General features: G+C 42.2%; 26 protein-coding genes. 7 read left to right on the top strand and 19 right to left on the bottom strand.

All coding sequences use genetic code 11. The features are described 5' to 3' along the window. The 10 genes from NH454_RS04265 to NH454_RS04220 are packed head-to-tail and all read right to left on the bottom strand — an operon-like array spanning nt 1 to nt 6532. Nucleotides 1-825 (bottom strand): peptidoglycan DD-metalloendopeptidase family protein, encoded by an 825-nt coding sequence (locus tag NH454_RS04265; RefSeq protein WP_253038295.1) that lies wholly within the window; start codon nt 823-825, stop codon nt 1-3. Nucleotides 826-866: 41 nt separating this feature from the next. Continuing rightward, nucleotides 867-1445 (bottom strand): YqaA family protein, encoded by a 579-nt coding sequence (locus tag NH454_RS04260; RefSeq protein WP_135926013.1) that lies wholly within the window; start codon nt 1443-1445, stop codon nt 867-869. Between the two features lie 11 nt (nt 1446-1456). Then, nucleotides 1457-2095, bottom strand: coding sequence for a protein-L-isoaspartate(D-aspartate) O-methyltransferase (locus NH454_RS04255; RefSeq protein WP_135926014.1), 639 nt, complete (start codon nt 2093-2095; stop codon nt 1457-1459). Continuing rightward, entirely contained in the window at nt 2085-2849 is a 765-nt protein-coding gene (gene surE / locus NH454_RS04250) for a 5'/3'-nucleotidase SurE (protein WP_135926015.1), read from the bottom strand. The genes NH454_RS04255 and surE overlap by 11 nt, the downstream gene beginning before the upstream one ends. Beyond that, nucleotides 2850-3878: a tRNA pseudouridine(13) synthase TruD gene (locus tag NH454_RS04245; RefSeq protein WP_135926016.1), complete on the bottom strand. Its 1029-nt coding sequence runs from the start codon at nt 3876-3878 to the stop codon at nt 2850-2852. It abuts the gene before it with no gap. After that, nucleotides 3878-4357: a 2-C-methyl-D-erythritol 2,4-cyclodiphosphate synthase gene (gene ispF, locus NH454_RS04240; RefSeq protein WP_135926017.1), complete on the bottom strand. Its 480-nt coding sequence runs from the start codon at nt 4355-4357 to the stop codon at nt 3878-3880. Before ispF ends, NH454_RS04245 begins: the two co-directional genes overlap by 1 nt. Continuing rightward, nucleotides 4354-5055 carry a 2-C-methyl-D-erythritol 4-phosphate cytidylyltransferase gene (ispD, locus tag NH454_RS04235; protein WP_135926018.1) on the bottom strand — a complete coding sequence of 234 codons (702 nt, stop codon included), beginning with the start codon at nt 5053-5055 and terminating at the stop codon, nt 4354-4356. Before ispD ends, ispF begins: the two co-directional genes overlap by 4 nt. Next, a complete protein-coding gene (gene ftsB, locus NH454_RS04230; protein ID WP_135926019.1) occupies nt 5045-5335 on the bottom strand; it encodes a cell division protein FtsB in 291 nt (96 codons plus the stop codon). Before ftsB ends, ispD begins: the two co-directional genes overlap by 11 nt. 22 nt (nt 5336-5357) lie before the next feature. Beyond that, a complete protein-coding gene (locus NH454_RS04225; protein WP_253038293.1) occupies nt 5358-5990 on the bottom strand; it encodes a hypothetical protein in 633 nt (210 codons plus the stop codon). Nucleotides 5991-6049: 59 nt separating this feature from the next. Then, a complete protein-coding gene (locus NH454_RS04220) occupies nt 6050-6532 on the bottom strand; it encodes a DUF2947 domain-containing protein (protein ID WP_135926021.1) in 483 nt (160 codons plus the stop codon). A 78-nt stretch (nt 6533-6610) separates the two neighbouring features. Between NH454_RS04220 and NH454_RS04215 the strand changes: the two genes are divergently transcribed. From NH454_RS04215 to NH454_RS04205, 3 genes are read left to right on the top strand one after another with little or no spacing between them, the layout of a single operon-like run. Next, on the top strand, nt 6611-6829 hold the full coding sequence (locus NH454_RS04215) for a DUF1653 domain-containing protein (RefSeq protein WP_138558398.1): 219 nt from the start codon (nt 6611-6613) through the stop codon (nt 6827-6829). Between the two features lie 52 nt (nt 6830-6881). Continuing rightward, the gene (locus tag NH454_RS04210) at nt 6882-7730 is read left to right on the top strand and encodes a MoxR family ATPase (RefSeq protein WP_253038291.1); all 849 of its coding nucleotides are present in this window, start codon (nt 6882-6884) and stop codon (nt 7728-7730) included. A gap of 1 nt (nt 7731) precedes the next feature. After that, on the top strand, nt 7732-8919 hold the full coding sequence (locus NH454_RS04205; protein WP_063703231.1) for a VWA domain-containing protein: 1188 nt from the start codon (nt 7732-7734) through the stop codon (nt 8917-8919). A gap of 120 nt (nt 8920-9039) precedes the next feature. Here NH454_RS04205 and NH454_RS04200 read toward each other — a convergent pair whose 3' ends face one another. The 4 genes from NH454_RS04200 to tkt all read right to left on the bottom strand — a co-directional run bounded on the left by NH454_RS04200 (nt 9040) and on the right by tkt (nt 13826). Continuing rightward, nucleotides 9040-10272 (bottom strand): divalent metal cation transporter, encoded by a 1233-nt coding sequence (locus tag NH454_RS04200; protein ID WP_253038289.1) that lies wholly within the window; start codon nt 10270-10272, stop codon nt 9040-9042. A gap of 240 nt (nt 10273-10512) precedes the next feature. After that, on the bottom strand, nt 10513-10869 hold the full coding sequence (gene raiA, locus NH454_RS04195; protein ID WP_135926025.1) for a ribosome-associated translation inhibitor RaiA: 357 nt from the start codon (nt 10867-10869) through the stop codon (nt 10513-10515). 182 nt (nt 10870-11051) lie between these two features. Then, nucleotides 11052-11363, bottom strand: a complete 312-nt coding sequence (locus NH454_RS04190; RefSeq protein ID WP_135926026.1) for a pyrimidine/purine nucleoside phosphorylase — start codon at nt 11361-11363, stop codon at nt 11052-11054. Between the two features lie 471 nt (nt 11364-11834). Continuing rightward, nucleotides 11835-13826, bottom strand: a complete 1992-nt coding sequence (tkt, locus tag NH454_RS04185) for a transketolase (protein ID WP_138557258.1) — start codon at nt 13824-13826, stop codon at nt 11835-11837. Between the two features lie 266 nt (nt 13827-14092). Here tkt and metK point away from each other — a divergent pair, with 266 nt between their 5' ends. Then, entirely contained in the window at nt 14093-15244 is a 1152-nt protein-coding gene (gene metK, locus NH454_RS04180) for a methionine adenosyltransferase (protein ID WP_135926028.1), read from the top strand. A 52-nt stretch (nt 15245-15296) separates the two neighbouring features. Here the strand turns inward: metK and NH454_RS04175 are convergent, their stop codons facing one another. The 3 genes from NH454_RS04175 to NH454_RS04165 form a co-directional block, all read right to left on the bottom strand. Then, the gene (locus NH454_RS04175) at nt 15297-15701 is read right to left on the bottom strand and encodes a diacylglycerol kinase (protein ID WP_253038287.1); all 405 of its coding nucleotides are present in this window, start codon (nt 15699-15701) and stop codon (nt 15297-15299) included. 80 nt (nt 15702-15781) lie between these two features. Beyond that, nucleotides 15782-16423 carry an START domain-containing protein gene (locus NH454_RS04170; RefSeq protein ID WP_253038286.1) on the bottom strand — a complete coding sequence of 214 codons (642 nt, stop codon included), beginning with the start codon at nt 16421-16423 and terminating at the stop codon, nt 15782-15784. Between the two features lie 5 nt (nt 16424-16428). Beyond that, nucleotides 16429-17949: a CYTH and CHAD domain-containing protein gene (locus NH454_RS04165; protein ID WP_138557255.1), complete on the bottom strand. Its 1521-nt coding sequence runs from the start codon at nt 17947-17949 to the stop codon at nt 16429-16431. 214 nt (nt 17950-18163) lie between these two features. Between NH454_RS04165 and NH454_RS04160 the strand changes: the two genes are divergently transcribed. Further along, nucleotides 18164-18760 carry a TIGR04211 family SH3 domain-containing protein gene (locus tag NH454_RS04160; RefSeq protein ID WP_135926032.1) on the top strand — a complete coding sequence of 199 codons (597 nt, stop codon included), beginning with the start codon at nt 18164-18166 and terminating at the stop codon, nt 18758-18760. A gap of 52 nt (nt 18761-18812) precedes the next feature. Here the strand turns inward: NH454_RS04160 and NH454_RS04155 are convergent, their stop codons facing one another. Continuing rightward, the gene (locus NH454_RS04155; RefSeq protein WP_135926033.1) at nt 18813-19295 is read right to left on the bottom strand and encodes a winged helix-turn-helix transcriptional regulator; all 483 of its coding nucleotides are present in this window, start codon (nt 19293-19295) and stop codon (nt 18813-18815) included. A 166-nt stretch (nt 19296-19461) separates the two neighbouring features. Between NH454_RS04155 and putA the strand changes: the two genes are divergently transcribed. Together putA and NH454_RS04145 are read left to right on the top strand one after the other, a co-directional pair. Further along, nucleotides 19462-23265, top strand: a complete 3804-nt coding sequence (putA, locus tag NH454_RS04150) for a bifunctional proline dehydrogenase/L-glutamate gamma-semialdehyde dehydrogenase PutA (RefSeq protein ID WP_253038285.1) — start codon at nt 19462-19464, stop codon at nt 23263-23265. Nucleotides 23266-23446: 181 nt separating this feature from the next. Then, nucleotides 23447-24655 (top strand): HD-GYP domain-containing protein, encoded by a 1209-nt coding sequence (locus tag NH454_RS04145; RefSeq protein ID WP_253038284.1) that lies wholly within the window; start codon nt 23447-23449, stop codon nt 24653-24655. Between the two features lie 20 nt (nt 24656-24675). Here NH454_RS04145 and NH454_RS04140 read toward each other — a convergent pair whose 3' ends face one another. Further along, nucleotides 24676-25710, bottom strand: a complete 1035-nt coding sequence (locus tag NH454_RS04140; protein WP_253038283.1) for a general secretion pathway protein GspB — start codon at nt 25708-25710, stop codon at nt 24676-24678. Between the last annotated feature and the right edge of the window lie 3 nt (nt 25711-25713).

Genomic DNA, 25713 nt, shown 5'->3' with positions numbered 1-25713 from the left:
CTAAGGTAGATACTTAGCAGGATTGACTGCTTGACCCCGATAACGAATTTCAAATCTCAAAGCCGTAACCGAAGAGTCTGAACTGCCCATTTCTGCTATTTTCTGCCCTGCCTTTACTTCCTGTTTTTCCTTTACAAGCAACGTTGAATTGTGCGCGTAAGCACTTAGGTAATCATCATTATGTTTCAAAATAATTAAATTACCGTAACCTCGCAACGCGTTACCCGCGTATACCACAGTTCCGTGTGCAGCAGCTAAAACAGAAGCCCCCTCTTTGTTAGTGATCTGTAACCCTTTAAAGCCGTTTTCTTTATTAGAAAAGCGTCGCGTGACCTTGCCCTTAGCCGGCCAGCTCCATACAACTTTAGAATTAGAATTACCGTTTTTGTCACTAATTATTTTGTTGGCTTGTTTCTGAACATACTCTCGTTGTTTTGGCTGATCAAGCTCTTTCTTTAATTTTTTGTTATTTTTTTGTATGGAAAAAGTAGACTTTTTACTCGAATTCGTATATTTTTTCGCCTTTTTGTGTTTTTGTTCCTGCTTTGTAATCAAGATACGTTGGCCGGGAAAGATAGTGTAAGGTGCTGGAATATTGTTTATTTTTGCGAGGGTTCGAAAATCTCGTTGAGAACTAAAGGCAATTGAATATAAAGTATCACCCTTTTTCACTGTGTATTTTGAGCCTGTGATATTTACTTTGCGCGTCGTCGGCTTTACATGATTATCTAAACTACTGACCGGAGCGGGTGCTTCGCGAGACGTACAGCCAAAGAGCAAAATACTAGTAAACAAAGTAACATAGACTGTTATCTGCCTGCTCATCGTAAAATGCTCCTTATCGTACTAACTAATGGTTTTATGGCTTATCGTAGTAAAAAGTACGCAACCACCACTAAAACAACCAATCCCCAGCCAAGGGCTTCAACATATTGACGTAATTTTTGCTCCATTTTAACTCCACCCCATTTCATTAGTGCCGAAACAAGAAAGAAACGTGCCCCACGACCAACAGCAGAAGCAAGTAAAAATGGTAAAAATGCCATCTGCATTAGACCTGCGCCTATGGTAAATACCTTATAGGGGATAGGCGAAAATCCAGCTAAGAAAACCACCCAAACACCGTAATTTTCAAACCAGCTTAGGGCTGTATCAAATTTAGCTTGCCAACCCATTTGCGCAATAAGAGGTTCAACAACTGGTTCGAATAACCAAAAGCCAAGTAAATAACCTAAAATACCACCAATCACAGAAGCAATGGTGGTAAAGCTGGCAAAGCGCCATGCTTTATCTGGCTGTGCAAGCGACATCGGTGCTAGCATGACATCAGGCGGCACCGGAAAAAAAACAGATTCAGCAAAACTCATCCCTGCTAAATAACGCTCAGCATGTCGGTGTTTAGCCCATACAAGCGCCATATCATATAACTTAGTAAACAACTTCAAAGTATTAGGTCCTATTCAATATCACCAGGCACCAAAGGTACAAATCTCACTGGTGCAACTTTATGTTCTGTAAATGTGTCGCCATTTCTAACAACCATCATTAATTGCTGATCTTGCTCACCAATGGGTGCAATCATCACGCCACCATCAGCAAGTTGTTCAAGTAATCCGTGCGGCATTGTTGCTGCCGCAGCAGTGACAATGATCCCCTCAAAGGGCGCTTGTGACTGCCATCCTTGCCAGCCATCGCCATGCTTCATGGTGACATTGTATAAATCAAGCTTATGTAAGCGGCGCTTCGCTTGCCACTGTAGTGCTTTAATGCGCTCAACTGAGCACACTTTGGTGAAGGTTTTAGCTAAAATCGCTGTTTGGTAGCCAGACCCAGTGCCTATCTCAAGCACTTTATCGCGAACCCCAGCTAAACGAAGTAACTCTGTCATACGTGCAACAATGTAAGGCTGCGAAATAGTTTGCCCTTGACCAATTGGTAATGCGGTATTTTGATAGGCTTTATGCTGTAAAACATCATCAACAAAGATATGGCGAGGCGTTGTTGCAATTGCCTCTAGCACGACACTGTCTTCGACACCCTCGCGCTTTAATAATTCAGCTAATGCAAGTGCACTGCGATTATAATTAGTCAGCACCATTAATCTCCATATTTGCTAACCAGCTATCAACGGCTTGTAGGCTTTCTTTAGCCGTCATATCAACACTAAGTGGTGTGACTGATGCGTAGCCATTATTAATGGCATAAAAATCAGTGCCTTCCCCTGCATCACTTTCAGCACCCAAGGTACCATACCAGTATATATCGCGGCCCCATGGATCTTGCTGTTTAGTCATGGTTTCGGCTTTATGGCGTGCTCCTAAGCGTGTTACTTTCACGCCTTTTAATTCAACAAGTGGCACGTCAGGTACGTTTAGATTGATAATTTGATCTTTTGGTAACGGATGCGAAGCTAATTCTTTAATGATACTCACAGCAACAGCGGCGGCGGTTTCAAAATGATTCCCTTCTTTAGAACACAAGGATACGGCGATAGCCGGAAGCCCTAAATGGCGGCCCTCGGTTGCAGCAGCAACAGTGCCTGAATACAAAGTATCATCACCTAGGTTGGCACCATGATTAATGCCTGCAACCACAAGATCCGGCTGCTCATCCATTAACTCATTGACACCAAGGTGCACACAATCAGTTGGCGTGCCATTAATGGAAATAAAACCATTTTCTAAGGTTGTTGCACGCAGTGGATTCATTAAGGTCAATGAATTACTTGCACCACTGCAATTACGATCAGGTGCAACAAGTGTCACATCAGCAATTTGGGTCAGGGCTTGATATAAAACTGCGATCCCTTTTGCATTTACACCATCATCATTACTTAATAAAATTTTCATCTACGCATCCTTTTGTTTTTGTTCTTTTGGGCTGGCATCTTGATAGTCCACCAGCTCACGCAACAAGGCTGTGGCAAAACACCCTTTTGGTAACCCAAAGCTCAGCTTTAATGTTGTCTCGTCTAGGGTTTCAACCGCTAATGAATCTGGGATCAAGCGTAACATTCTACGCTCGTTTTTAAGACCAAGTTCGCTAAGGCCAGCTATCCAAGACTGATAAGGTTCGAGCCACGTTTTTTCGGCCTCGGTAAGGCCTTTTTCACCTTTACCAACCATAGGGGCCGACATCACGATATCGCCAGACGCTAAGCGGGCAATATTATCGTCGCTAATGTTATCTTCAAAAAAGGCATTGCTGCCACTTAACATAAATACTTCGCGGTGCATGGTTTTCGCAAGGCCATGTTCAGCAACGCGCAAGCTCACAATTTCATTAAACACATAAGAGCGCGCTGCAGAGATCACTAAACCTCGTAATTTTTTGTCGCGAATACGCTCTCCGGCAAACATGCGTTTTGCCATTTCAAGGTTGTGCCCACCATGACCAAAGCGTTGTTCACCAAAGTAATTAGGCACACCGGCACGCACCGCGTTAATACGGCATAAAATATCCAGTGGTTCAGTCACATTACGTAAAGTGATGGTGAAGCGGTTGCCTTTATGGCAGCCGGTTCTGAGTTTGCGATTGTGGCGCTGTTGCGAAATAACAAAAAACTGCTCGTTATTCAGTTCACTAAATTCAATATGCTTTTTAATTGGCACTGGCACACTAAACCATTGTGTACATACACCATGACGGTCTTTTAAGCCCGCGTAACTCACATCACGCGGGGAAACACCGGCTTTTTCAGCAATACGTTTAGCAACAAACTGAGTGTTTTCACCTTTTTTTACCACTTGTAAGCAGACATGCTCACCAGAGCCTGTAAACTCAATGCCCAAGTCTTCATCAACCATAAAATCTTCGGCAGTGGTTTTAAAATCAGCTTTCGAAAGAGGTTTGCCGTAAAGGTAATTTAGTTCACTCATCAATCTTGCTTTCTCATAATTACCACAGCATGACTTGAGATACCTTCTTTACGACCTTCAAAGCCCAACTTCTCTGTAGTTGTTGCTTTTACATTCACTTGTGAAATATCTGCTTCAAGGTCTTGGCATAAGTTTTCACGCATTGCTTGAATATGTGGCAACATTTTGGGGGCTTGAGCAACAATCGTGACATCGGCATTGCCAAGAACGTAACCTTGCTCTTTAGCAAGCCCAACCACGTGGCGTAGCAAAATTCGGCTATCAATATTTTCGTATTCGCTCGCAGTATCAGGGAAGTGCTTGCCAATATCGCCCATTGCAAGTGCACCTAATATTGCATCGCATAAAGCATGAATTGCCACATCACCATCTGAATGTGCTAAAAAGCCTTGTGGATAATCAATTTTTTCACCACAAATCACCAGTGGCCCTTCGCCACCAAATTTGTGTACATCAAAGCCATGGCCAATTCGAATCATGAGGTACTCTCGTTTTGTTGTTTTTGCAATAAAAATGCTGCTAAATCTAAATCTTCAGGGGTGGTGATTTTAATATTATCACTGCGACCAGCAACCAGCTTAACAGGCTGTTTGGCCCATTCAATTGCCGATGCCTCATCAGTAATAGTCACACCACTTTGAAGGGCATTTGATAGCGCATCGGTCAGCAATTTGTAAGGGAAAAACTGAGGGGTTAGCGCCTGCCATAAATCGTCACGTGGCACTGTTTGCTCACTGTGGGTATGACCGCGCTTAATGGTGTCTTTTACTTTTGATGCCAAAATACCGCCTTCATTGGCAGCAGTACATTCAGCGATTAAACGCTGAATATCTGCCAAGCACACTAACGGCCTTGCCGCATCGTGAACGAGTACCCAGTCAGGTGGGTTGTCAGCAAGTGATAGCAAGGCGTTTAGCACTGAATCGGCGCGTTCTTTACCACCACTCACACGTTCAATTCGCGCATCTATATACGGTAAATCGGCAAAATAGCCATCATCATCACTAATAGCGACTTTTATGGTATTAAGGCATTCAAGCTCAGCAAGCTTGCTTAAGGTATGCTCTAAAATAGTTTTACCCGCAAGCTCGATATATTGTTTAGGCGCCGAATGTTGCATTCGACTCCCTACTCCCGCAGCGGGAACAATTGCGGTAATAATTTGTTTATTGTTCATTATACTGCTGACCTGGTAATACTCGAATAAAGGTTTCACCAGGTTTAATCATTCCTAATTCGTTACGCGCTCGTTCTTCAATACCCTCTTGACCAAGCTTTAAATCTTTAATGTCGGCTTTTAGTACCGTATTACGTTTTAATAATTTAGCATTCGTATCTTGATGTGATGCTACGGCTTGTTTTAAACGAGTGTAATCTTGCACTCCATTATGGCCAAACCACAAACGATACTGAATAAATAATGCCAAACATAACAAGGCGAATTGAAAAACCCGCATTGAACACTCCTTCGCGGTTAAATTAAGTCAAAGGACGTTTTAGATTACGCCAATTTATATTACTTGCTAGTAGCATTTCTCTTAATGACAAACGCTTAGGTGTTATGCGCTTATTGTATTGCCACTGATGACCACAGCATGCAGCTGTCATAACCAATTTTGATGGCTTTAATATTTGCGCTGGTATGCGTTCTAGTGACTCTCCCGACACATCAAACCAACCTAGCTCATTACAATGTACCTTATTGTCGCTTACTTGATCTAAGCTGTCTATGCGCACCCTTGTACATTGCTCATCATTAATTAACACAGGAACAATTAACCCGCGCTTAGCATATTTAGTGTAAAAATTTTTTGAGTCTTCTTTACTGTAGACCGGAGGCGATGCCTTTTGTTTCTCGAGCCAACTACCATTTTGCGAATCAAGTTGTAATGGTGCATCACCGCTTACGATACGCATCGCTAAACGCTCTATGTAGTAAGGCAAACTTGCTAATAAGCGTTTTAGCCTTGCTGCATCAGGTTCATCAACTAACCGTGGGATCTCACGAGCATAAAACGCGTTACATAACTGTGCATACAATGCTCGTTCGGCATCTGTTTGCCAAATTTCAGCTTGTTGTGACGTTTCACTTTGTGAATGAGAAATAGACAATGCGCGCTCTTATAAAACAATTGCTTGACTGTTTTATAGCATAGAGCGTTTATTGAGCGCTACTTTACTGCGCCTTTTTTACCCAGTTTTGCATTACCAGATTCTAAAAACTGCACCACAGCATCACGCTTTTTACCTAGCAATAAACTACCATCGGCTAAAAACATAAAGTTTTGCCAACAACGCTTAAATACGGCAAAGCTGGTTTCGATAATATTGTCGCGCGCCATACAAAAATACACGGTCGTATTGGCTTCCCACTCTAAATGGTTAAGGATTTCTTCAGGTAGTTGCTCATCACCCGCTTCCCATGCATTTTCCCAGTTAACAGTTTCAGAAAAACTGTCATCTTTACCGCACCAATCTGTTTTATCAAAAAAGTCAGGGTGATCATGCTCACGGCTTACCATAGTGGTCCATAAAACCGCAGCGCGCTCAGCTGTCATTGGTTTTATTTGTGCGGCATCTTCTGCGCTTATCGGCATATCTTTATGACGAAAAACCCAGGCTTTTTTGTATTCATCTAACGAAATATAATTCATAGTTTAGGCAGTTTGTTTCAGGGTAAAATGTGCAAACTGCAATTATACCCAAATGACTCCAAGATGCGAGATAAACACATGACAATCAAACCCGGCATTTACCAACACTATAAAGGCCCAAAATACAAAGTAGAGTATGTTGCCACACACAGCGAAAGCAATGAGCCACTTGTTATTTACCAAGCGCTATACGGAGAATTTGGTATGTGGGCACGCCCGCTTAGTATGTTTACAGAAACGGTCACAGTAGAGGGTAAAACCGTACCACGCTTTGCATACCTTTCAGACGCCGACTAACTGTGGCATCATGACGTTATTAATCACTGCTCAGACCAGATAAGGTGACATCGTGCTTTTTAATTCAACCGATAACTACATTGCCAGTAATTCATTAAAACAAGCGGTTAACGCAGCTATCTTGCTCGAAAAGCCCCTGCTTATAAAAGGTGAACCCGGCACAGGTAAAACCATGCTGGCCGAAGAGCTTGCTAATAGCTTAGACACCACGCTAATTCAATGGCACATCAAATCAACCACTAAAGCGCAACAAGGCCTGTATGAATATGATGCAGTATCTCGTCTTCGCGACAGCCAATTAGGTGATGAGCGTGTGCACGATATCAGCAACTACATTGTAAAAGGGAAATTATGGCAAGCCTTTACTTATGGTGAGCAACATAACAAACGCCCTGTATTATTGATTGATGAAATTGACAAAGCCGATATTGAATTTCCCAACGACTTGCTATTAGAGCTCGATAAAATGGAGTTTCATGTTTATGAAACCGGTGAGCGCGTTGTTGCTAAGCAACGTCCGATTGTGATCATCACGTCAAATAACGAAAAAGAGCTGCCAGATGCCTTTTTACGTCGTTGTTTTTTCCATTACATTGATTTTCCTAGTAGTGAAGAAATGGCGCAAATTATCGATGTGCATCACCCGCATATTAAACAAGACTTAGTACGCCAAGCACTTGAGGTGTTCTTTAATCTACGTGAAGTTAATGGCATTAAGAAAAAACCATCTACCAGTGAATTACTCGATTGGTTAAAGCTACTGATGGCTGAAGATATAGACGCTAAAACACTACATGATAAAAGCCAAAAAGGCGGTTTAATGCCAATGTTTGGCGCGTTATTAAAGAACGAGCAAGACATTAGCTTAATCGAAAAACTTGCGTTTATGAGCCGCCGTTAAGATGTTAATTGCGTTTTTCTTCAAGCTTCGCGAATACCGCTTACCTGTTAGTTTGCGAGAGCTACTTGATTTGATCAATGCGCTCAAGCAAGGGGTTATTTTTGCCGACGTTGACGCGTTTTATTATTTGGCGCGTACCATCATGGTAAAAGACGAAACCCACTTTGATCGTTTTGATAAAGCCTTTGCAGATTACTTTAGTGGCGTGGCCGACCTTGATCTGCTCGAAAGCTTAAAACAGCAACATGCCTTGCCTGATGATTGGCTACGCAAAGAGTTTGAAAAACACTTAAGCGAAGAAGAAAAGGCGCAATTACAAGCCATGGGCGGCCTTGATAAACTCATGGAAACCCTCAAGCAGCGCCTTGAAGAGCAGCAAAAGCGCCATGCGGGGGGGAATAAATGGGTCGGTACCGGTGGCACTTCACCATTTGGCGCCTATGGTTATAACCCTGAAGGTGTGCGCATTGGTCAAGACGGTAACCGACATCGCCGTGCCGTTAAAGTATGGGATAAGCGCAGCTACCGAAACCTTGATAGCGACCGTGAAATTGGCTCACGCACCATTAAGCTTGCCCTAAAAAAACTGCGTAAATTTGCCCGTACTGGTGCCAGCGATACCCTCGATTTAACTGAAACCATCCGCGCAACTGCAAAGCAAGGCGGCATGCTCGATGTAAAAATGGCACCTGAGCGCCACAATGCAGTAAAAGTATTGATGCTGTTTGATATCGGCGGTTCAATGGATGATTACATTCATACCTGCGAAGAGCTATTTAGCGCCGCTCATAGCGAATTTAAGCACCTAGAGTTTTACTATTTTCATAACTGTTTGTATGAGCATGTTTGGCAAGATAATCAGCGTCGTCACTCAAACGTAATTGATACCATGACCTTGATTAACAAGTTCACCAGCGACTACAAGGTGATCTTTGTTGGCGATGCCACCATGGGCCCCTACGAAATCGCCTACCCCGGTGGCAGCGTTGAGCATTGGAATGAAGAACCCGGCAGCGCTTGGCTAAACCGCATAACTAATCACTTTGATAAAGTCGCTTGGCTCAACCCGCAACCCGTTGAACACTGGCGCTATTATCAATCAATTGATTTTATAAAGCAGTTAATGGATAACCGTATGTATCCACTCACGCTAGATGGGATTAGTAATGCAATTAGGGAATTGAGTTAGAGCCGTCAAACAGCATAAAAACCGAGACATGAATGTAAAGTTACAATTGTTTATAAACACAAATAACTAAGCCCCTTCTCGATCAGCTATAAACTGACGGCTGAAAGCTGACAGCTCCCTTTACATTACCTTCCAAACCAAAAACACCAGCGCAAAGCCCACCAAATAAACCAAGCCTAGCCAGCTTAGGGTGCGTAAAAAAGGTGAGTGATGAATGCTGGCTTCTGAGCGCACTAAACTAAAGTTCAGCCACGCAAATACTGGAGTGGTTACAAAAGCGAGGGTCATAGCAAAAGTAAGCATTGGGCCAAGGGCCGATTTAAAGAATAAAATCACTGCCATGCCAGCAAATGCTTGCAGTAATAACCACATATTTAAACTGTGTTTAGACTGTTTAATCGGTAGCAGTTTATGCGACTCATTTAATGTTCTGGCGTAGCCATCAAGCACTGTTAGCGTAGTGCCAAACATACATAAAAAAGCGATACCCGAAACCAAAGGCCTTGCCCACTCGCCCATAGTGAGGGCATACATATCAATTAGCTGTTTTGCAAAGGCAACACCACCTAATTGCACAGCCTGGGCTTGACCATATTGCACTAATACACCTAGTGAGAAAAATACTAACGCAAGTGCTGCGGTAAGCCAGTAACCCAAATTAAAATCAAACAAGCCTTGTTGTTTTGTCAGCGCTTGTTGGTGCTGCTTTTCTTTTAGCCACAGTGAGCTAATTGCTGATATTTCGATAGGAGCAGGCATCCAGCCCATAAGCGCCACCATAAAGCCAAGCATGGCAAGCTCATAAGGCGACGGGCCCACGTAGTCAACAGGAGCCATAGGACCATTATTAATAGCGACAACTAACGCAGCTAAGGTGGTAACCGTTAACAGCCCCATAATTAGCTTTGAAACATTATCGAGCGCCTTAAAATGCCCCAACAACAAAATAAGCAAACACACAGATAAAATCAGCCAGCATAATAAGGTTACAGAAACAGTGATAGGTAATGCATAGTGCAGCAGACTGGCCGTTAATAATAAAACTCCAGCGGTGTTCACCACAGCGGCAACAATATTAAGCGCAATAAAACTATAGAAATACCCCGGCCCTTTTTGCTTGTAGCCCTCAACTAAACTTTGTTTGGTCGCAAGGGTGTACTCCATACCGAATCGAAAGAATGGATACTTCAATACGTTTACGACTATGATTAGCCAAAATAGCTGCCAGCCGAATAACGACCCGGCTTGTGTTGACGCCACTAAATGTGAGCCACCAATGGCGGCTGTGGCCATTAAAATCCCCGGCCCTAAAGCATTTAATTTAGACTGCCAATTTGATACTGCTGATTGCATATGCTTTGTGTGTTTTATTCTTAGTAACAAGCAACTTACAGCGTTTTAGGTGAGATTGGAAGCAGAGCACGTTAGCAAGTTAGCTAACGAATCAAGTAACTCGCTAACTTTTGGAACTTCAATCTGACGGCTGAATATTAAAACCAAAAAAGCCAAACGTTTCACAACGGTTGGCTTTCTTAGTTTGATTGTAAACGCTAGATTCTAGCTAAACCTAGCGCGGCACTTTATTAAGTAAAATTAAGTTAAATCCATTTCCTGAATAATTTCGTGGGCAATTTCCGGAGTTGTACTGACCGGCTTTTCGTGTAGTTTGGCTTTCATTTGCCCTTTACGATGTTTCAATGATGCATCTAGTTTTTTTGCAGCATTTGCAATTGCTGGGTACATCACCTCGTCTTCACCTTTTACTGATAAGCGTGCGCCTTCATAGGTAGTGCTTATCTCAGCTTGGTATTTGTGATGCTCTTTTGAAAGAATAATATCGAGAGATATTAATGATGGAAAATGGCTAGCAATTTTCGAGAACTTCTCGTTGATATGAGCTCTAACAGCCTCAGTAACGTCAACATGATGACCAGAAATATTAATCTTCATAGGGTATCCTTTTTTCTTGTTACCTCACAGTTAGTATTGGGGGCGAATTGAATTAACACAAGCGAAAATTGCAGATAATTAGTAATTGATTGTAACCACAGATGATTTAGATCATGCGTTGCGGATAAAATATGCAAAAGCCCGCATCACACGGGCTTTTTATAAAGGTTAACAACAGTTCATTAAGTGTACGAACAACAGTAGTCAGCAAAGTCTGATACCTTCACGCGGAATGTCACGTGTGCGTCTACGTTAAATGAATCTCCAGCTTTCATGGCTTGCCACTCAGTTTCGCCAGGCAGTAATACTTGCCACTCTCCTGCTAGTAACTCCATATGCTCTTTCTGATTTGTACCAAACTCAAATTCTCCCGGCTGCATAAAGCCCAATGTTTTAGTGCTGCCATCGGCGAATAGCACAACACGGCTCGAAACTTTACCATCAAAATAGACATTCGCTTTTTTTACAACACTTACACTGTCAAACTGAGTCATACTTACTCCTGTTATGTTTTATTATTAACGTATAAACATTGCCAGTTGTCGGTTTAGCATTCAAGAGTGGCTGGGTGAGAAATAATCAAGTCGGGTTAGCTGTCAGTTTTAAGCCGATCGTGCAATTGTGGTAGGTCGTGCTTTAGCGCGAGTATCTGCATGATAAGCGACGACATTACTTTACCTCATCCAATGCATTATTCTTGCTTTAGTCTGAGTTCAAAAATCTGGCTTGAACGCTTTGTTACACAACTCGCATCCATGCTCAACTGATACCATAATTAGGTATCTATTTGTATTAAGGACTATATCATGGCTCAAAGCTGACAGCTTAGAATGTGTTGGACTTCAATCCGTTATACCCAACCTAACAGCTCTGAGTGTGTTGGACTCATTCCGCTCCCAAAACCGGCATAAAAAAACCCGCACTGTGACATACAGGGCGGGCTTTTAAATTTTAGTGGCTTAAGCTTAGAACAAAGCGTTTGCTTTATTTACGATGTTTTCAACAGTGAAACCAAAGTGCTTGAATAGCTCATCAGCAGGAGCTGACTCACCGAAGGTCGTCATACCTACTACTGCGCCATTTAGGCCTACATACTTGTACCAGTAGTCTGCGATACCCGCTTCGATTGCTACGCGGCGTGTTACGCTTGCTGGTAGCACGCTTTCTTTATATGCAGCGTCTTGCTCATCAAATAAGTCTGTTGAAGGCATAGATACCACACGTACTTTTTTACCTTGTGAACGAAGCTCTGCAGCGGCATCTTGTGCAAGCTGTACTTCAGAACCTGTTGCGATAAGGATAAGCTCTGGCTCACCGTCACAGCTAAGTACATAACCACCTTTTTTCACATCAGCTAACTGCTGTGCAGTACGCGCTTGTTGCTCAAGACCTTGACGAGTGAAAATAAGTGACGTTGGGCCATCTTTACGTTCGATAGCTTGTTGCCATGCAATCGCAGACTCTACTTGGTCACATGGACGCCAGTTCACTAGGTTAGGCGTTAAACGCATGCTTGCAATTTGCTCTACTGGTTGGTGCGTCGGACCATCTTCACCTAGACCAATTGAATCGTGCGTGTATACGAAGATACTTGGTTGCTTCATTAGTGCAGCCATACGTACTGCGTTACGTGCGTATTCCATGAACATTAAGAATGTAGCACCGTAAGGAATAAAACCTTTATGCAGTGCAATACCATTCATAATCGCTGACATACCAAATTCACGTACGCCGTAAAAAATGTAGTTACCACTTGCATCGTTTGCTTCTAAGCCTTTTGAGCCATCCCAAAGTGTTAAGTTAGAACCAGCAAGGTCAGCAGAACCGCCCATGAATTCTGGTAGTAACGGACCAAACGCGTTTAGTGCATTTTGTGATGCTTTACGTGTTGCTGGGTTTGCAGGGTTTGCTTGTAGCTCTTCGATGTAAGCTTGTGACTTTTCAGCCCAATCAGCTGGTAGCTCACCGTTTGTACGGCGTTTAAACTCAGCTGCAAGCTCTGGGTATGCACTTTCATAAGCGGCAAATTTTTCATCCCAGCTAGCTTCTAGTTGCTTACCTTTTTCTTTGCCATCCCACTCGCTGTAGATTTCAGCTGGAATTTCAAATGCATCACCTGTCCAACCTAGGAACTCACGAGATGCTTTGATTTCGTCTTCACCTAGTGGTGCACCGTGACAGTCGTGGCTACCTGATTTGTTAGGTGAACCGTAACCAATGATTGTTTTACAGCAAATTAGTGATGGTTTATCAGTAATGCTACGTGCTTCTTCAATAGCGGCGCGAATTGCATCAGGGTTATGACCGTCTACATCGCTTACTACGTGCCAACCGTATGCTTTGAAGCGCGCTGGTGTATCGTCACTGAACCACCCTTCTACTTCACCATCAATTGAGATGCCATTGTCATCCCAAAACGCAACTAGTTTACCTAGGCCTAATGTACCGGCTAATGAACAGGCTTCGTGAGAAATACCTTCCATTAAACAGCCATCACCCATAAATGCATAGGTGTAGTGATCAACAATATCGTGGCCTTCACGGTTAAACTGTGCAGCAAGTGCTTTCTCGGCAATTGCCATGCCCACAGCATTTGTGATCCCTTGACCTAATGGACCCGTAGTGGTCTCAATACCAGGCGCATAACCATATTCTGGGTGGCCCGGTGTTTTTGAGTGCATTTGGCGGAAGTTTTTAATTTCTTCGAGTGGTAAGTCATAGCCACTTAAGTGCAGTAGAGAATAGATCAGCATTGAACCGTGACCATTCGAAAGAATAAATCGATCGCGGTCTGCCCACTCTGGATTCGTAGGGTTGTGCTTTAGATAATCGCGCCATAGTACTTCTGCGATATCTGCCATGCCCATAGGGGCGCCAGGGTGGCCAGATTTGGCCTGTTGTACTGCGTCCATTGATAAGACGCGAATAGCATTTGCAAGTTCTTTGCGTGATGGCATGAATTCTCCTACCTTTATGTATTTGCGCTGGTTGTTTATGAAGCTCCATTCTTACTTATTGTAAGGGTACAGTGCAATTAAAAATCCGCATTAAATGCACCGTTTATGGGCGTTTGTTAAGAACAATACGTTATTAGTAATTTTAAATGGACGTCTAGGCGTAAAATTACTATGCAAACATATTTGTTTTAGATAAAATACGCCCCTTATTTTTTTAGCGCTATTACCGACGTTTGTGGAGCGCAATATTTGTGAGCAGAAATACAATGGCAAAACATTTATTTACTTCTGAATCTGTTTCTGAAGGTCATCCGGATAAAATCGCGGACCAAATCTCTGACGCGGTTCTAGATGCTATCTTAGAGCAAGATTCTCATGCCCGTGTTGCATGTGAGACATACGTAAAGACTGGTATGGTTATGGTTGGTGGTGAAATCACTACTAGCGCTTGGGTAGATATCGAAGAAATTACACGTAAAACTGTACGTGAAATCGGTTACACGCACTCAGACATGGGTTTCGATGCTGACTCGTGTGCAATCCTAAACACTATCGGTAAACAATCTCCAGATATTAACCAAGGTGTTGACCGTGCTCGTCCAGAAGACCAAGGCGCTGGTGACCAAGGTTTAATGTTCGGTTATGCATGTAACGAAACTGATGTTTTAATGCCTGCACCAATCACTTATTCACACCGTCTAGTTCAGCGTCAAGCTGAAGTTCGTAAGAGCGGTGAGCTTAACTGGTTACGTCCAGATGCAAAATCTCAAGTAACGTTTGCATACGAAAATGGCAAGCCTGTTGGTATTGATGCAGTTGTTCTTTCAACTCAACACTGTGATTCAATCTCACAAAACGACTTAGTTGAAGCGGTAATGGAAACTATCATTAAGCCGGTTCTTCCTGCTGAGCTTATCTCAAGCGCGACTAAGTTCTTCATCAACCCAACTGGCCGTTTCGTAATCGGTGGCCCTATGGGTGACTGTGGTCTTACAGGCCGTAAAATCATCGTAGATACATACGGTGGTATGGCTCGTCACGGTGGTGGTGCTTTCTCTGGTAAAGATCCATCAAAAGTTGACCGCTCAGCTGCATATGCTGCACGTTACGTTGCTAAAAACGTGGTTGCTGCTGGTCTTGCTGACAAGTGTGAGCTACAAGTTTCTTACGCTATCGGTGTTGCAGAGCCAACATCTATCAGCATCGAAACATTTGGTACAGGTAAATTAGATGAAGCACGTCTAATCGAATTAGTGCGTGAGCACTTCGACCTACGCCCTTACGGCTTAATCCAAATGCTTGATCTTGAGCGTCCTATCTATCAACCGACTGCGGCTTATGGTCACTTCGGTCGTAATGAGTTCCCTTGGGAAAGCACAGACAAAGCAGACGCACTTCGCGCAGCTGCTGGCCTGTAATAGGTTAAATAAAATGAAAAAAGCGCCAAACGGCGCTTTTTTTGTGTTTGATTTAAAGGTAGGAAACTATTTTTTCGTAAACAGCCACACCCCATACCAAGGCTAAAATCACCAGCGACAATGTCACCGCAGCAGAGGCCATATCTTTGGCTCGCCCAGATAATACATGATACTCAATGCTAACTCGGTCAGTCAGCGCTTCTATTGATGAGTTAAGTAACTCGACGATTAATAATAATAAATAGGGAATAAACAACACTAACCAGTGATTAAGTGACTGCGCCAATACGACCGACAAGGGTAACAAACACAGTCCTAAATAAATTTCAGAACGAAATGCAGACTCTTCTTTAAACGCCGCTTTAAAGCCTTTAATCGAGCATTTAGTTGCTTTTAAAATGCGTCCAACACCAAGGCCATTTGGCTTATTGACCAGGGGGATTTTTGGTTCTTTCATTTTTTACCTACTGCCTCAGAATTAACCTGATCATAATAATAAACTCTTACACTGTCACCCTAAGACTCTTGTTTTAATTGCTAGCAATTACCGGGGATGCTGCTGGTTTTGGTGCGCGAAAACTGATTATTAGTTAACTGCTCTCTGAGCGATTGTAGTGTTTTATAAACACTTTTTAATGACACTTTGTTACTTAACCAATAAGGGATAGAGCCACTCGGATCTGCATAAGCTTGATGGCTGACCAACAAATTACTTTGTTGCTGCTCTAAGCGCCAATATGCAGTGAGGTTTTTAATTCGTACAACCCCTGCCACTTCTGCTTTTGCATAGGGCTGGCTTTTAATTTGTAGCTCAGTTTTATGCTCACCTAAAGCGCGATAACAAGAGTAACTCACCAAGTCTCGATCTGATACCGGCCAAGGCGAATTAAAGTGGGTATAAACAAGAGTTTCTGAGGGACTTAAGCGCTCCAATAAGGTTACGCTTTTCACGTTTTCGAGCCAATTAGGCGCGTTTTCTGTATCACTTAATAACGCCATAAAGTCACTCGCTTTGGCGTTTTTAACCAGCACAGAAGCATTAATTTCTATTATGCCGGTGTCATGCTTTTTATAACTAACCTTGATGTCGTCTTGTTGCTTGTAGATTTGCCATTCAATTGGGTTAGCACAGGCAGATAAACTCAGCCAAGCTAACCCAACTATTAAGCAAAGACGCACTTTATTTATAGCCAGTAAGGGTCTGTGTCAAATGTAGCGTGACGGCTTTGCTCCATTGCACTTACTAAAAATTCAGATTTTTGATCCAACCAAGACTGTATTTTTGCAAGTTCTAAATCTTCATGACCAGCACACAGCTGTTTTAGATACTCAAGTGTACTTAGTTCATAAATACCATGAGAGATATCTAACCATGGAATACGAAACTCACTACGGTCGTCTTTGTTAAATAGCGCCCCTAAACAATTTCCACTAAGCAGAGAATTTTCTAGGCGCGTGCGCAGTGCTAAGTAATCTTTGTCTGTAAACACTTTTTGCTCTGGAATGAGCTCATGCATATCGTGCCAATCTTTAGCAAATAAACGTTTTGCAATATCAGCAACGGGCTCTTCAGCCGCTTTAAACTCAGCTTGTCCCCATGATTTACGCCACTGTTTTTCTATCAACCATGTAGTTAGTTGTAACAATAAACGATTATAGCGAGTACTATGAAACAGCTCTTGTACATCTTCGATGCTTGGTTGTAACTGTTTTAAGTCGTTGATAACTTGCGTGAGTTCTGGCGCACTATTAATTTTTTTATAATAAGCGTGGCGTTTAGACGTGTAGGTTTTTAGCTGAATTGCATTTTCTACCCACGCTAGTTCGCTTAGCAGCCATTTTAGCTCTGTACGTAATAAATCAGTGTCATCTTTACTTACTATGTCATCAAACAACCAGAAGGTGTGGCGAATCAAACGAATTCCATCGGTCACACGTTTAAGGGTTTTTAGGCTTGGCTTGATGAAGTAACAAGCTTCATGTTTTTGCACAAAGCGAATTGCATAGTTGATGCTTTCTATAAGCGCTTGCTCTTGCGTTGCATCACGCTTTAACGGCACAAAACCAATTGATTTGCTTGCTTTTAACGGATTGTCATCAGCAAGGCGATAACCACGAGCTGCTTTAGAGTATAAGCCTAAACGCACATTACTTTCGCGCACTAGCTTATCGGCTAAAGCAAATAACTCTTGGCGACTACCTTCTACTAGCTCAACTTCTAGTTCAGAAATGGGTTCAACTTTGCCCGACGCAGAAATCTCACCTTTATCAAGCACGACTTCAATCTTTGCACCGCTGTCAGTTTCGATTAACCAAGTACGGCGAATAAAATTAGTACTAAAAATTGGGTATAGGTTATCGGCTATTGACCCAACTTGCATACCATGCGGCCAAATTGCAGCATCAAAAGCAAGTAAATCAGGGCGCGTACCCTCAAGCGGTAAGTTGTATTCAGGGCGTTGATGTAAACCACCAACCACTTCGCCTGCAAGCTTAATGGTTTGCTCGCATTGGTTATCGCAGCAACGCGTACGTAAACCAATATCTAATGCGCGCAATTCTCGGCTTGGTGTATCGTAATAAGCATTTTGTAAGCTACGTGAGGGCTTGTTTGTAACGGTTTTTGCAAATTGAGTAATTAATGCGGGGATCAGTGGAACAACGGCATCTGACACCAAAAACTTCAGTTCTATCTCAGTATCCATTCGCTTTGCGGAGTACATTTAAAATAATTAAGTGATCAAAATAAACAAAGCAGCTACTTAATGCAAACTTTTTCCTGAATTTTAATCTTGAGGTTGGCTATGGATTACAATATCTTCCTTGCTATTAATAGTTGAAATCCCTACTATCTCTATACATAAAGAAATTATAAATTTGGCCATTTCTAGGCAATGGTTACGTTAACAAGGTAGATTGATGTTAAAACAGTGTATTTTTGGGTTGCTCCTAGCGGCCACCTCTTTTATTAGTTACGCAGAAGAAGCGCCAAGCAGTAACGAAAACACCGCATACATAGTCGATAACCTCTACACCTTTATGCACTCTGGTCCGAGTAAAAACTACCGTATTTTAGGTTCGGTTGATGCAGGTACTCAAGTTACTTTACTGTCAGCTGAAGATAATGGTTATTTTAAAATCCGTGACGACAAAGATCGTGAAGGCTGGGTAGAAGCAAAATTTGTGACTGAAAATGCAGGTATTCAACAGCAGTTTCAAGCATTAAGTAATGATATGACTTTAATGCAAGAGCAACTTCGCCAAGCAGAAATTGAACTGCCTCAGTTACAAGAGCAAAATAAAACCCTCACAGAGCAAAACCAAGCACTAAGTGAGCAAATCCAAGCGCTTAAAAACACAATTGAATCTGAGCGCAACGCTAAACAAACAGCCAGTGCAAAAGAAAAACGTCAGCTACTTACCTATGGCGGCGCAATTGCATTTATTGGTTTATTGTTAGGTATTATCCTTACCATTATGTTGTCGCGCCGTAAGCGATATGATGGTTGGGCATAATCTATCAACAATAAAAAAGCACCGTTAGGTGCTTTTTTATTGTCTGTTTAATTTAGATATCAAAGAGCAAACCACTGTCTTGCTTGATTTTCTCAATCACCATATAAGTGTGATGGGTGCCTACCCCCGGTATATCAACTAAATCACCCAATACCTGACGATATTCATCCATATCTGAAACTCGTACTTTTAATAAATAATCGTAGCCACCTGCGACCATATCGCACTCAACAACTTGTGGGATATTTAAAATATATTCGCGAAATACTTTAAACACCGATGTATTCGATGTGACAAGTGATACCTGTACATGTGCTAATAAACTTTGATTTAGTTTTGCTTCACTTAGCTTGGCATAATAGCCTTCAATATAGCCCTCTTGTTCAAGACGCTTTACACGGTCAAGACATGGACTTGGGCTTAAATTTACCTGTTTTGCCAGGTTCACATTAGATATTCTGCCATTTTTTTGCAGAGCGTCTAAAATTGCTAAATCGATGCGATCTAACATGCGTAATCTATTCGGACTAGTCATAACAGAATTTTATGCGGCTAAGTTAACGGTATGCCCTGTAAATTATCGTAAATCGAAAAATATAACCAGCATATTCTGCTGGATTTTAATTAGAATGCACGAAATATATCAATGGCAAGAAATGCGTTAATTGTATTTCTCGACTCCACACACCAGAGGGTTACATATGCTATTTAATGGCGATTTGACAACTGAATGTCCAATAAGACAAAAAATCCGTGATTTTTACCGTATTGATGAAAACGCGGTAATTGATCATATTTTGCCTTTGGCTGAAGTAGGCGTGAAAGCGCGTAGCCGAGCGTGGGAACGTGCTCGTCAAATGGTTTTAAATATCCGTCGCGATCAGGATGGTCAAAGCGGTGTAGATGCACTACTTAACGAATTTTCATTATCAAGTGAAGAAGGCGTTGTTTTAATGTGTCTTGCTGAAGCACTACTACGCGTACCAGATAAAGCAACGCAAGAGTCGCTAATTCGTGACAAGCTTGCTAAAGGTGACTGGAGTTCGCACTTAGGTAGCAGTGACTCATTATTTGTAAATGCATCATCTTGGGGTCTGTTAGTAACTGGTAAAATGGTTAACTACAGCGACAAGTCTAAAGAACAACAATTTGGTGTGCTGAAAAAGACCATTGGTCGCTTAGGTGAGCCTGTTATTCGTAAATCTGTGAACTTCGCGATGAAGATCATGGGTAAGCAATTCGTTATGGGTCGTACCATTGACGAAGCGATTGAACGTGCGGCAGATAAAGAACAAAAAGGCTACGTTTACTCATACGATATGCTAGGTGAAGGCGCTCGCACAATGAAAGATGCAGAGCGTTACTTCAACAGCTACATGACGGCTATCCATGCAATTGGTAAAGCGGCAAATGGCCGTGGTCCTATCAAAAGCCCTGGTATCTCAGTTAAGATTTCTGCAATTCACCCACGCTATGAATTCACTCATCGCGAGCGCGTAATCGCTGAAATCGTACCTAAGTTAAAAGAACTTGCCCTTGCAGCGAAAAGCTACGACATCGGCTTCACTGTTGATGCTGAAGAAGCTGATCGTTTAGATATCTCACTAGATGTTATTGAAGCTGTATTTAGTGATGACGATTTAGGTAACTGGAATGGTTTTGGTTTAGCTGTTCAAGCATACCAAAAACGCGCTATTTTTGTGGTTGAGTGGGTTGCTGATCTTGCTCGTCGCGTTGGCCGTAAATTAATGGTTCGCCTTGTTAAAGGTGCATACTGGGATACAGAAATCAAAACTACTCAGCAAGATGGTTTAGATCACTACCCTGTATTTACTCGTAAAGCGACAACTGACGTTTCTTACAAAGCCTGTGCTATCAAGCTACTTGAAGCGCGTGATGTGCTTTACCCGCAATTTGCAACACACAATGCTTACACTGCAGCAACTATTTTAGAAGTTGCTAAAGGCGACCACGAAGGCTTTGAATTCCAACGCTTACACGGTATGGGTGAGTCGTTATTCGACCAAATCGTAACCCAAGAAAAAATTCAATGTCGCGTTTATGCGCCTGTTGGTCAACACGAAGACTTACTTGCATACTTAGTTCGTCGTTTATTAGAAAACGGTGCTAACTCATCATTCGTAAATGCGATTGTTGATACCACTAAGCCTGTTGAGTCACTTTTACCTGACCCAGTAGAAACACTGCAAGGTTTACGTAACAAGTACAACACGCAAATTAAAATGCCAATTGATTTATATGGTGAAGAACGTGCTAACTCAAAAGGCATGGACTTAACTGATATCAATGTCATCACTCCATTTAAAGAAAATCTAGATGCATGGTTTGCAGAGCATCGTATTGATTTAAATGATGTGCCTGAAGGCTCTCTAGCAGTGAAGAATCCAGCAAATCACAAAGAAGTGATTGGTCATGTAAAACTTCACTCTTCTGAAGAGATGACAGGATTATTAGAAAATGCAGAAAAAGCATTTGAATCATGGTCACAAACACCGGTTAAAGAGCGTGCTAACTTACTACGCCGTATTGCTGATATTCTAGAACGTCATCACGATGAGCTAGTTGCTATCTGTATTAAAGAAGCGGGTAAAATTACCAAAGATGGTATTGATGAAGTTCGTGAAGCCGTTGATTTCTGCCGCTATTACGCAGCTCGAGCTGAAGAATTAGCACAAGATGAACGTTTTGAAGCACGTGGTGTGATCTTATGTATCAGCCCATGGAACTTCCCATTAGCTATCTTCTTAGGCCAAGTTGCTGCTGCAATCGTGACTGGTAACACAGTTATTGCAAAACCTGCTGAACAAACAAGCTTAATTGCCTTACGTACTATCGAGCTTATGTTATCTGTTGGTTTACCTGAGCACGTTGTACAACCTGTTATCGCACGTGGTAGCGATGTAGGTAAAACAATTGTTCCTGATGAGCGAATTCAAGCTGTTATGTTCACAGGTTCAACAGAAACAGGTACACTTATTTCGCAAACACTTGCTGCGCGTAACGATATTCAAGTACCACTAATTGCAGAAACCGGTGGTCAAAACTGTATGATCGTTGACTCAACGGCTCTACCAGAGCAAGTTGTTGACGATGTGATCAGCTCAGGTTTCCAAAGTGCCGGTCAACGTTGTTCTGCACTCCGTGTATTGTTCTTACAAGAAGATGTTGCTGATGGCATTATCGAAATGCTTAAAGGCGCATTAAAAGAGCTACATGTTGGCGATCCTTCGTTACTTTCGACTGACATTGGTCCTGTAATCGACGAAAAAGCACTGAAAAATTTAAATGAACATGTTGAATACCTAAAAGGTAACGCAACACTTCATTATGAGTGTGAAATTCCTGATAACAACGAAAATGGCGCTTATTTCTTTGCTCCTCGTCTATATGAGATCAAAGACTTATCTGTGCTTAAACGTGAAGTATTTGGCCCGTGTGTACATATCATCCGTTTCAAAGGTACAGAGCTTGATAACGTGATTGATCAAATCAATGGCACTGGCTTTGGCTTAACGATGGGTGTGCATTCACGTATCGAAGAGCGTTGTGAATACTTAGCGAAAATGTCGCGTGCAGGTAACGTTTACATCAACCGTAACATGATTGGTGCGATTGTTGGCGTTCAACCTTTTGGTGGTCGTGGTCTATCAGGTACTGGTCCGAAAGCAGGTGGCCCTAACTACTTACAACGTCTAGTGAAAGAGAAAGCATCACCAGATAACGTGCAAATGACAAACCTAACACCTGATGAGCTAGATACTCACCACTATTCAGGTGCGGCTGAGCAAGTTGCTAAGTTAATGGAAAACTCATTACGTGATGAGAAGATCTGGCGTTCAACACCGTTAAATGACCGAGTTTCGGCTGTGCGTCAATTACTTGCTAAAGTTGCAACCGTTGAAATCATTGATGAGCTTGCTGATGACTTAGCATTAACCCTTGCTGATGCACGTGCGCAGCTTAACCGTCTTGAAAAGCACATGCGTAAACATACTGTGTTGCCTGGGCCTACGGGTGAGTCAAACACGCTACACTTAGAACCACGTGGTTGCGTAGTATGTTATGCAGATAAGAGTACGTCATTTAACTTCTGGGCAATTTCTATTATCACAGCACTTGCGGCTGGTAATACTGTTATCACTGTTGCTTCAGAGTTGTTCTATGACGAAGCTGTGGCGTTTAAAGATAAGTTTATCTCAACAGGTATTGCAGAGGGTGTATTCCAAGTAGCTAAACCTAATCAGTTACAAGCTATTTTAGCGCATCCTCACCTTGCTGGTGCCGTTGTTGCCGCGCGTTCATCTCGCTTAGGCTATTTCAGCCAGCAGTTAGCACAACGTAAAGGTGCAATCCTGCCGGTAATTAGCTCTGAGTACTACGATACGCTAATCAAACGTCTACTAACTGAGAAAACAATCAGTATCGACACGACAGCGTCAGGTGGTAACACATCACTTATGACATTGGTTGAAGACGACGAGTAAATAAGTTTATCTAACTTATTGTCACTTCTAGGGGCCTCCAGCTTATCAGCTGGGGGCTTTTTTTATAGTCGTTTTTAAGGTTGCCCTGCAGTTTAAAACACCATTAAGTACTATTAATATTTACTGAAATACACATTTTCTGCTAGTTTAATAGTATTGTATCTGAGCAGAAGTAAAGGCCTTGAAAACACTCCCTATCAATCAACTTAAACCTGGCATGTTTGTTCACGGCGTGACAAAACAGACAGGCAAGATCCGTATAAAAAACCAAGGTTGGGTAAAAACACAAGGCAGTATTGATAAGCTTAAGCAAGCTGGTATTTTAGAAATTGAAATCGATCCTGATAAAACGCTAAATCTAGATAGTGACAATAAAATCACTGAAAAACCAAAACCTGCAGCACCAGCCGTCTCTTCTGAGCCATTCGATCCATGGCACACTACGCACAGTATGTCGGCAGAGATGACAAAAGCAAATAGTCTTTATACAGAAGCCAAATCACTCCAAAGCAAAGCATTTGCAGACATTCGAGAAGGAAACAAAATTGATGTTGCCCCTTTTCAAGAGCTAGCAAGCGGTTTTATCGATTCTGTGTTTAGAAATCAAGATGCATTAACCTGTATCACTCGCATGCGAGAAAAAGATGCTTACTTACTTGAGCATTCAATCAACGTGTCTATTTTGATCAGCATTTTTGCAAAGCATTTAGGTATCGAAAAATCGATTATTCAAGAACTTGCCACCGGTGCATTACTTCATGATATCGGCAAAATTAATATCCCCGATAAAATACTCAATAAACCAGGTAAATTGACTGATGAAGAGTACCAACTCGTTCAAAATCATGCGCGCTTTAGCAAAGAAATATTAGAGCAGTCTGGTCTCAGTGGTATTGCCGTTGATATTGCAGGCTTTCACCATGAGCGCTTAGATGGTAGTGGGTATCCTTTTGGTAAAAGTGGCGATGAAATAAGCCTGTATGTACGTATGGCCTCGATTGTTGATGTGTATGATGCATTGACCGCAGAAAGAGTCTACAAGGCAGGAATGGAACCAATCAAAGCATTCAAAATATTAAAAGATGGCTGCCCAGATAGTTTCGATGGTGATTTGGTCACTAAATTTATTCAATGCATTGGTATTCACCCAGTTGGCACATTGGTAAGGCTAGAAAGCCAAAAACTTGGTGTGGTTACTCGCAGCAACCCAACAAGCCCACTTAAACCTCAAGTGAAAGTCTTTTATCACGCTAAACATACCCGATATACAGAAGTACAAGATATCGATTTAGCAAACAGTCGCTGCCACGACAGCCTTGAAGCAGCGGTCAGACCGAGTGAATTTAACATCGATCTAATCCGTTTTTTCAAAAGCTCAATTCTACCTTAAGCTTGATTCATCATGACTGGCTACTCAGGCCAGTCTTGCAGTGCTTTTAAAGTGAATTCATAGCCATCATAGCTAAGTAAACTCTGCTCTGGCGTGATTTCGATTAACGATAACACACCGATATTATCACCTTCATAAAGCTCACGACCATTGAGTTTTATCCAACGCTTTGATGGCTCAGATGCGTAGATGTGCGCTTGGTATTTAAGTGTTGGAATTGCATTTTGAATAGACTCAGGGAGCAGCTCTATCGGATCAGCATAAGACGAATTTTTAGTACTATGCGTTACCTGCGAAGAACGTTGTTGGTCAACATCCTGAACCGCTTGCGCAAAAGCTTTTTTTAACGAATCCGACACTTCGTTTAACTCATCATCAGGCTCAGCTTGCTTAGTTTGATTATTGGCGTTCTCATCAAGAGGCTTACCAAGTACCTTGTATTTACTGTAATCAATGCCATTACTATTTGTCGGTTGTGGTGCAGCTTGCTGCATTTGCATCGGTTGCGAAAACTGTGGCTGCGGCTGATAAGCGGCTTGATTTTGATACACTGGCTGAGCATATTGCGGCTGTGCTTGATTTGCATAAACTGGCACTGTGTTTACAGGCACTTGTACCCATTGGTACTGCTGAGCACCTTGTACAGGAACTTGCTGCATCATGGTTTGTTGCTGAGGGGGTTGTTGCATCATTTGCTGTTGTGCCACCACAGGTTGCGAACCAGACGGTACTTTAGCTACAGAGTTATCTGTTTGAAGTTGCTCTTGATCTTTAGAACCCGACACATTTTCAGCTGTCACACTGGGTACTTTTTCATTCTCATTTGTTAGTGCTGGCTGCTCAGCAAATGGCTTACTTTGCTGTAACCACTTACCAATCGAAAAACCAGCCATTAGCGTTAAAATTGCAGCCAGTAATAACCCAAATGAAAAGGCTAAACGCTTATAGCGTGTTAACTCTTGCTGCTGTTTAAGCTGTAAAGCAGCCTGATCGTGATCAACGGCTGTTTGCTCATGTTGAGCCGATTGTTTTATTGCATCTAAAAGTAATGACATAAT

Origin of the sequence: Pseudoalteromonas sp. Ps84H-4, assembly GCF_024124645.1 — a bacterium.
GTDB lineage: Bacteria > Pseudomonadota > Gammaproteobacteria > Enterobacterales > Alteromonadaceae > Pseudoalteromonas > Pseudoalteromonas lipolytica_C.
This window is presented reverse-complemented; position numbering and strand designations above follow the sequence as displayed.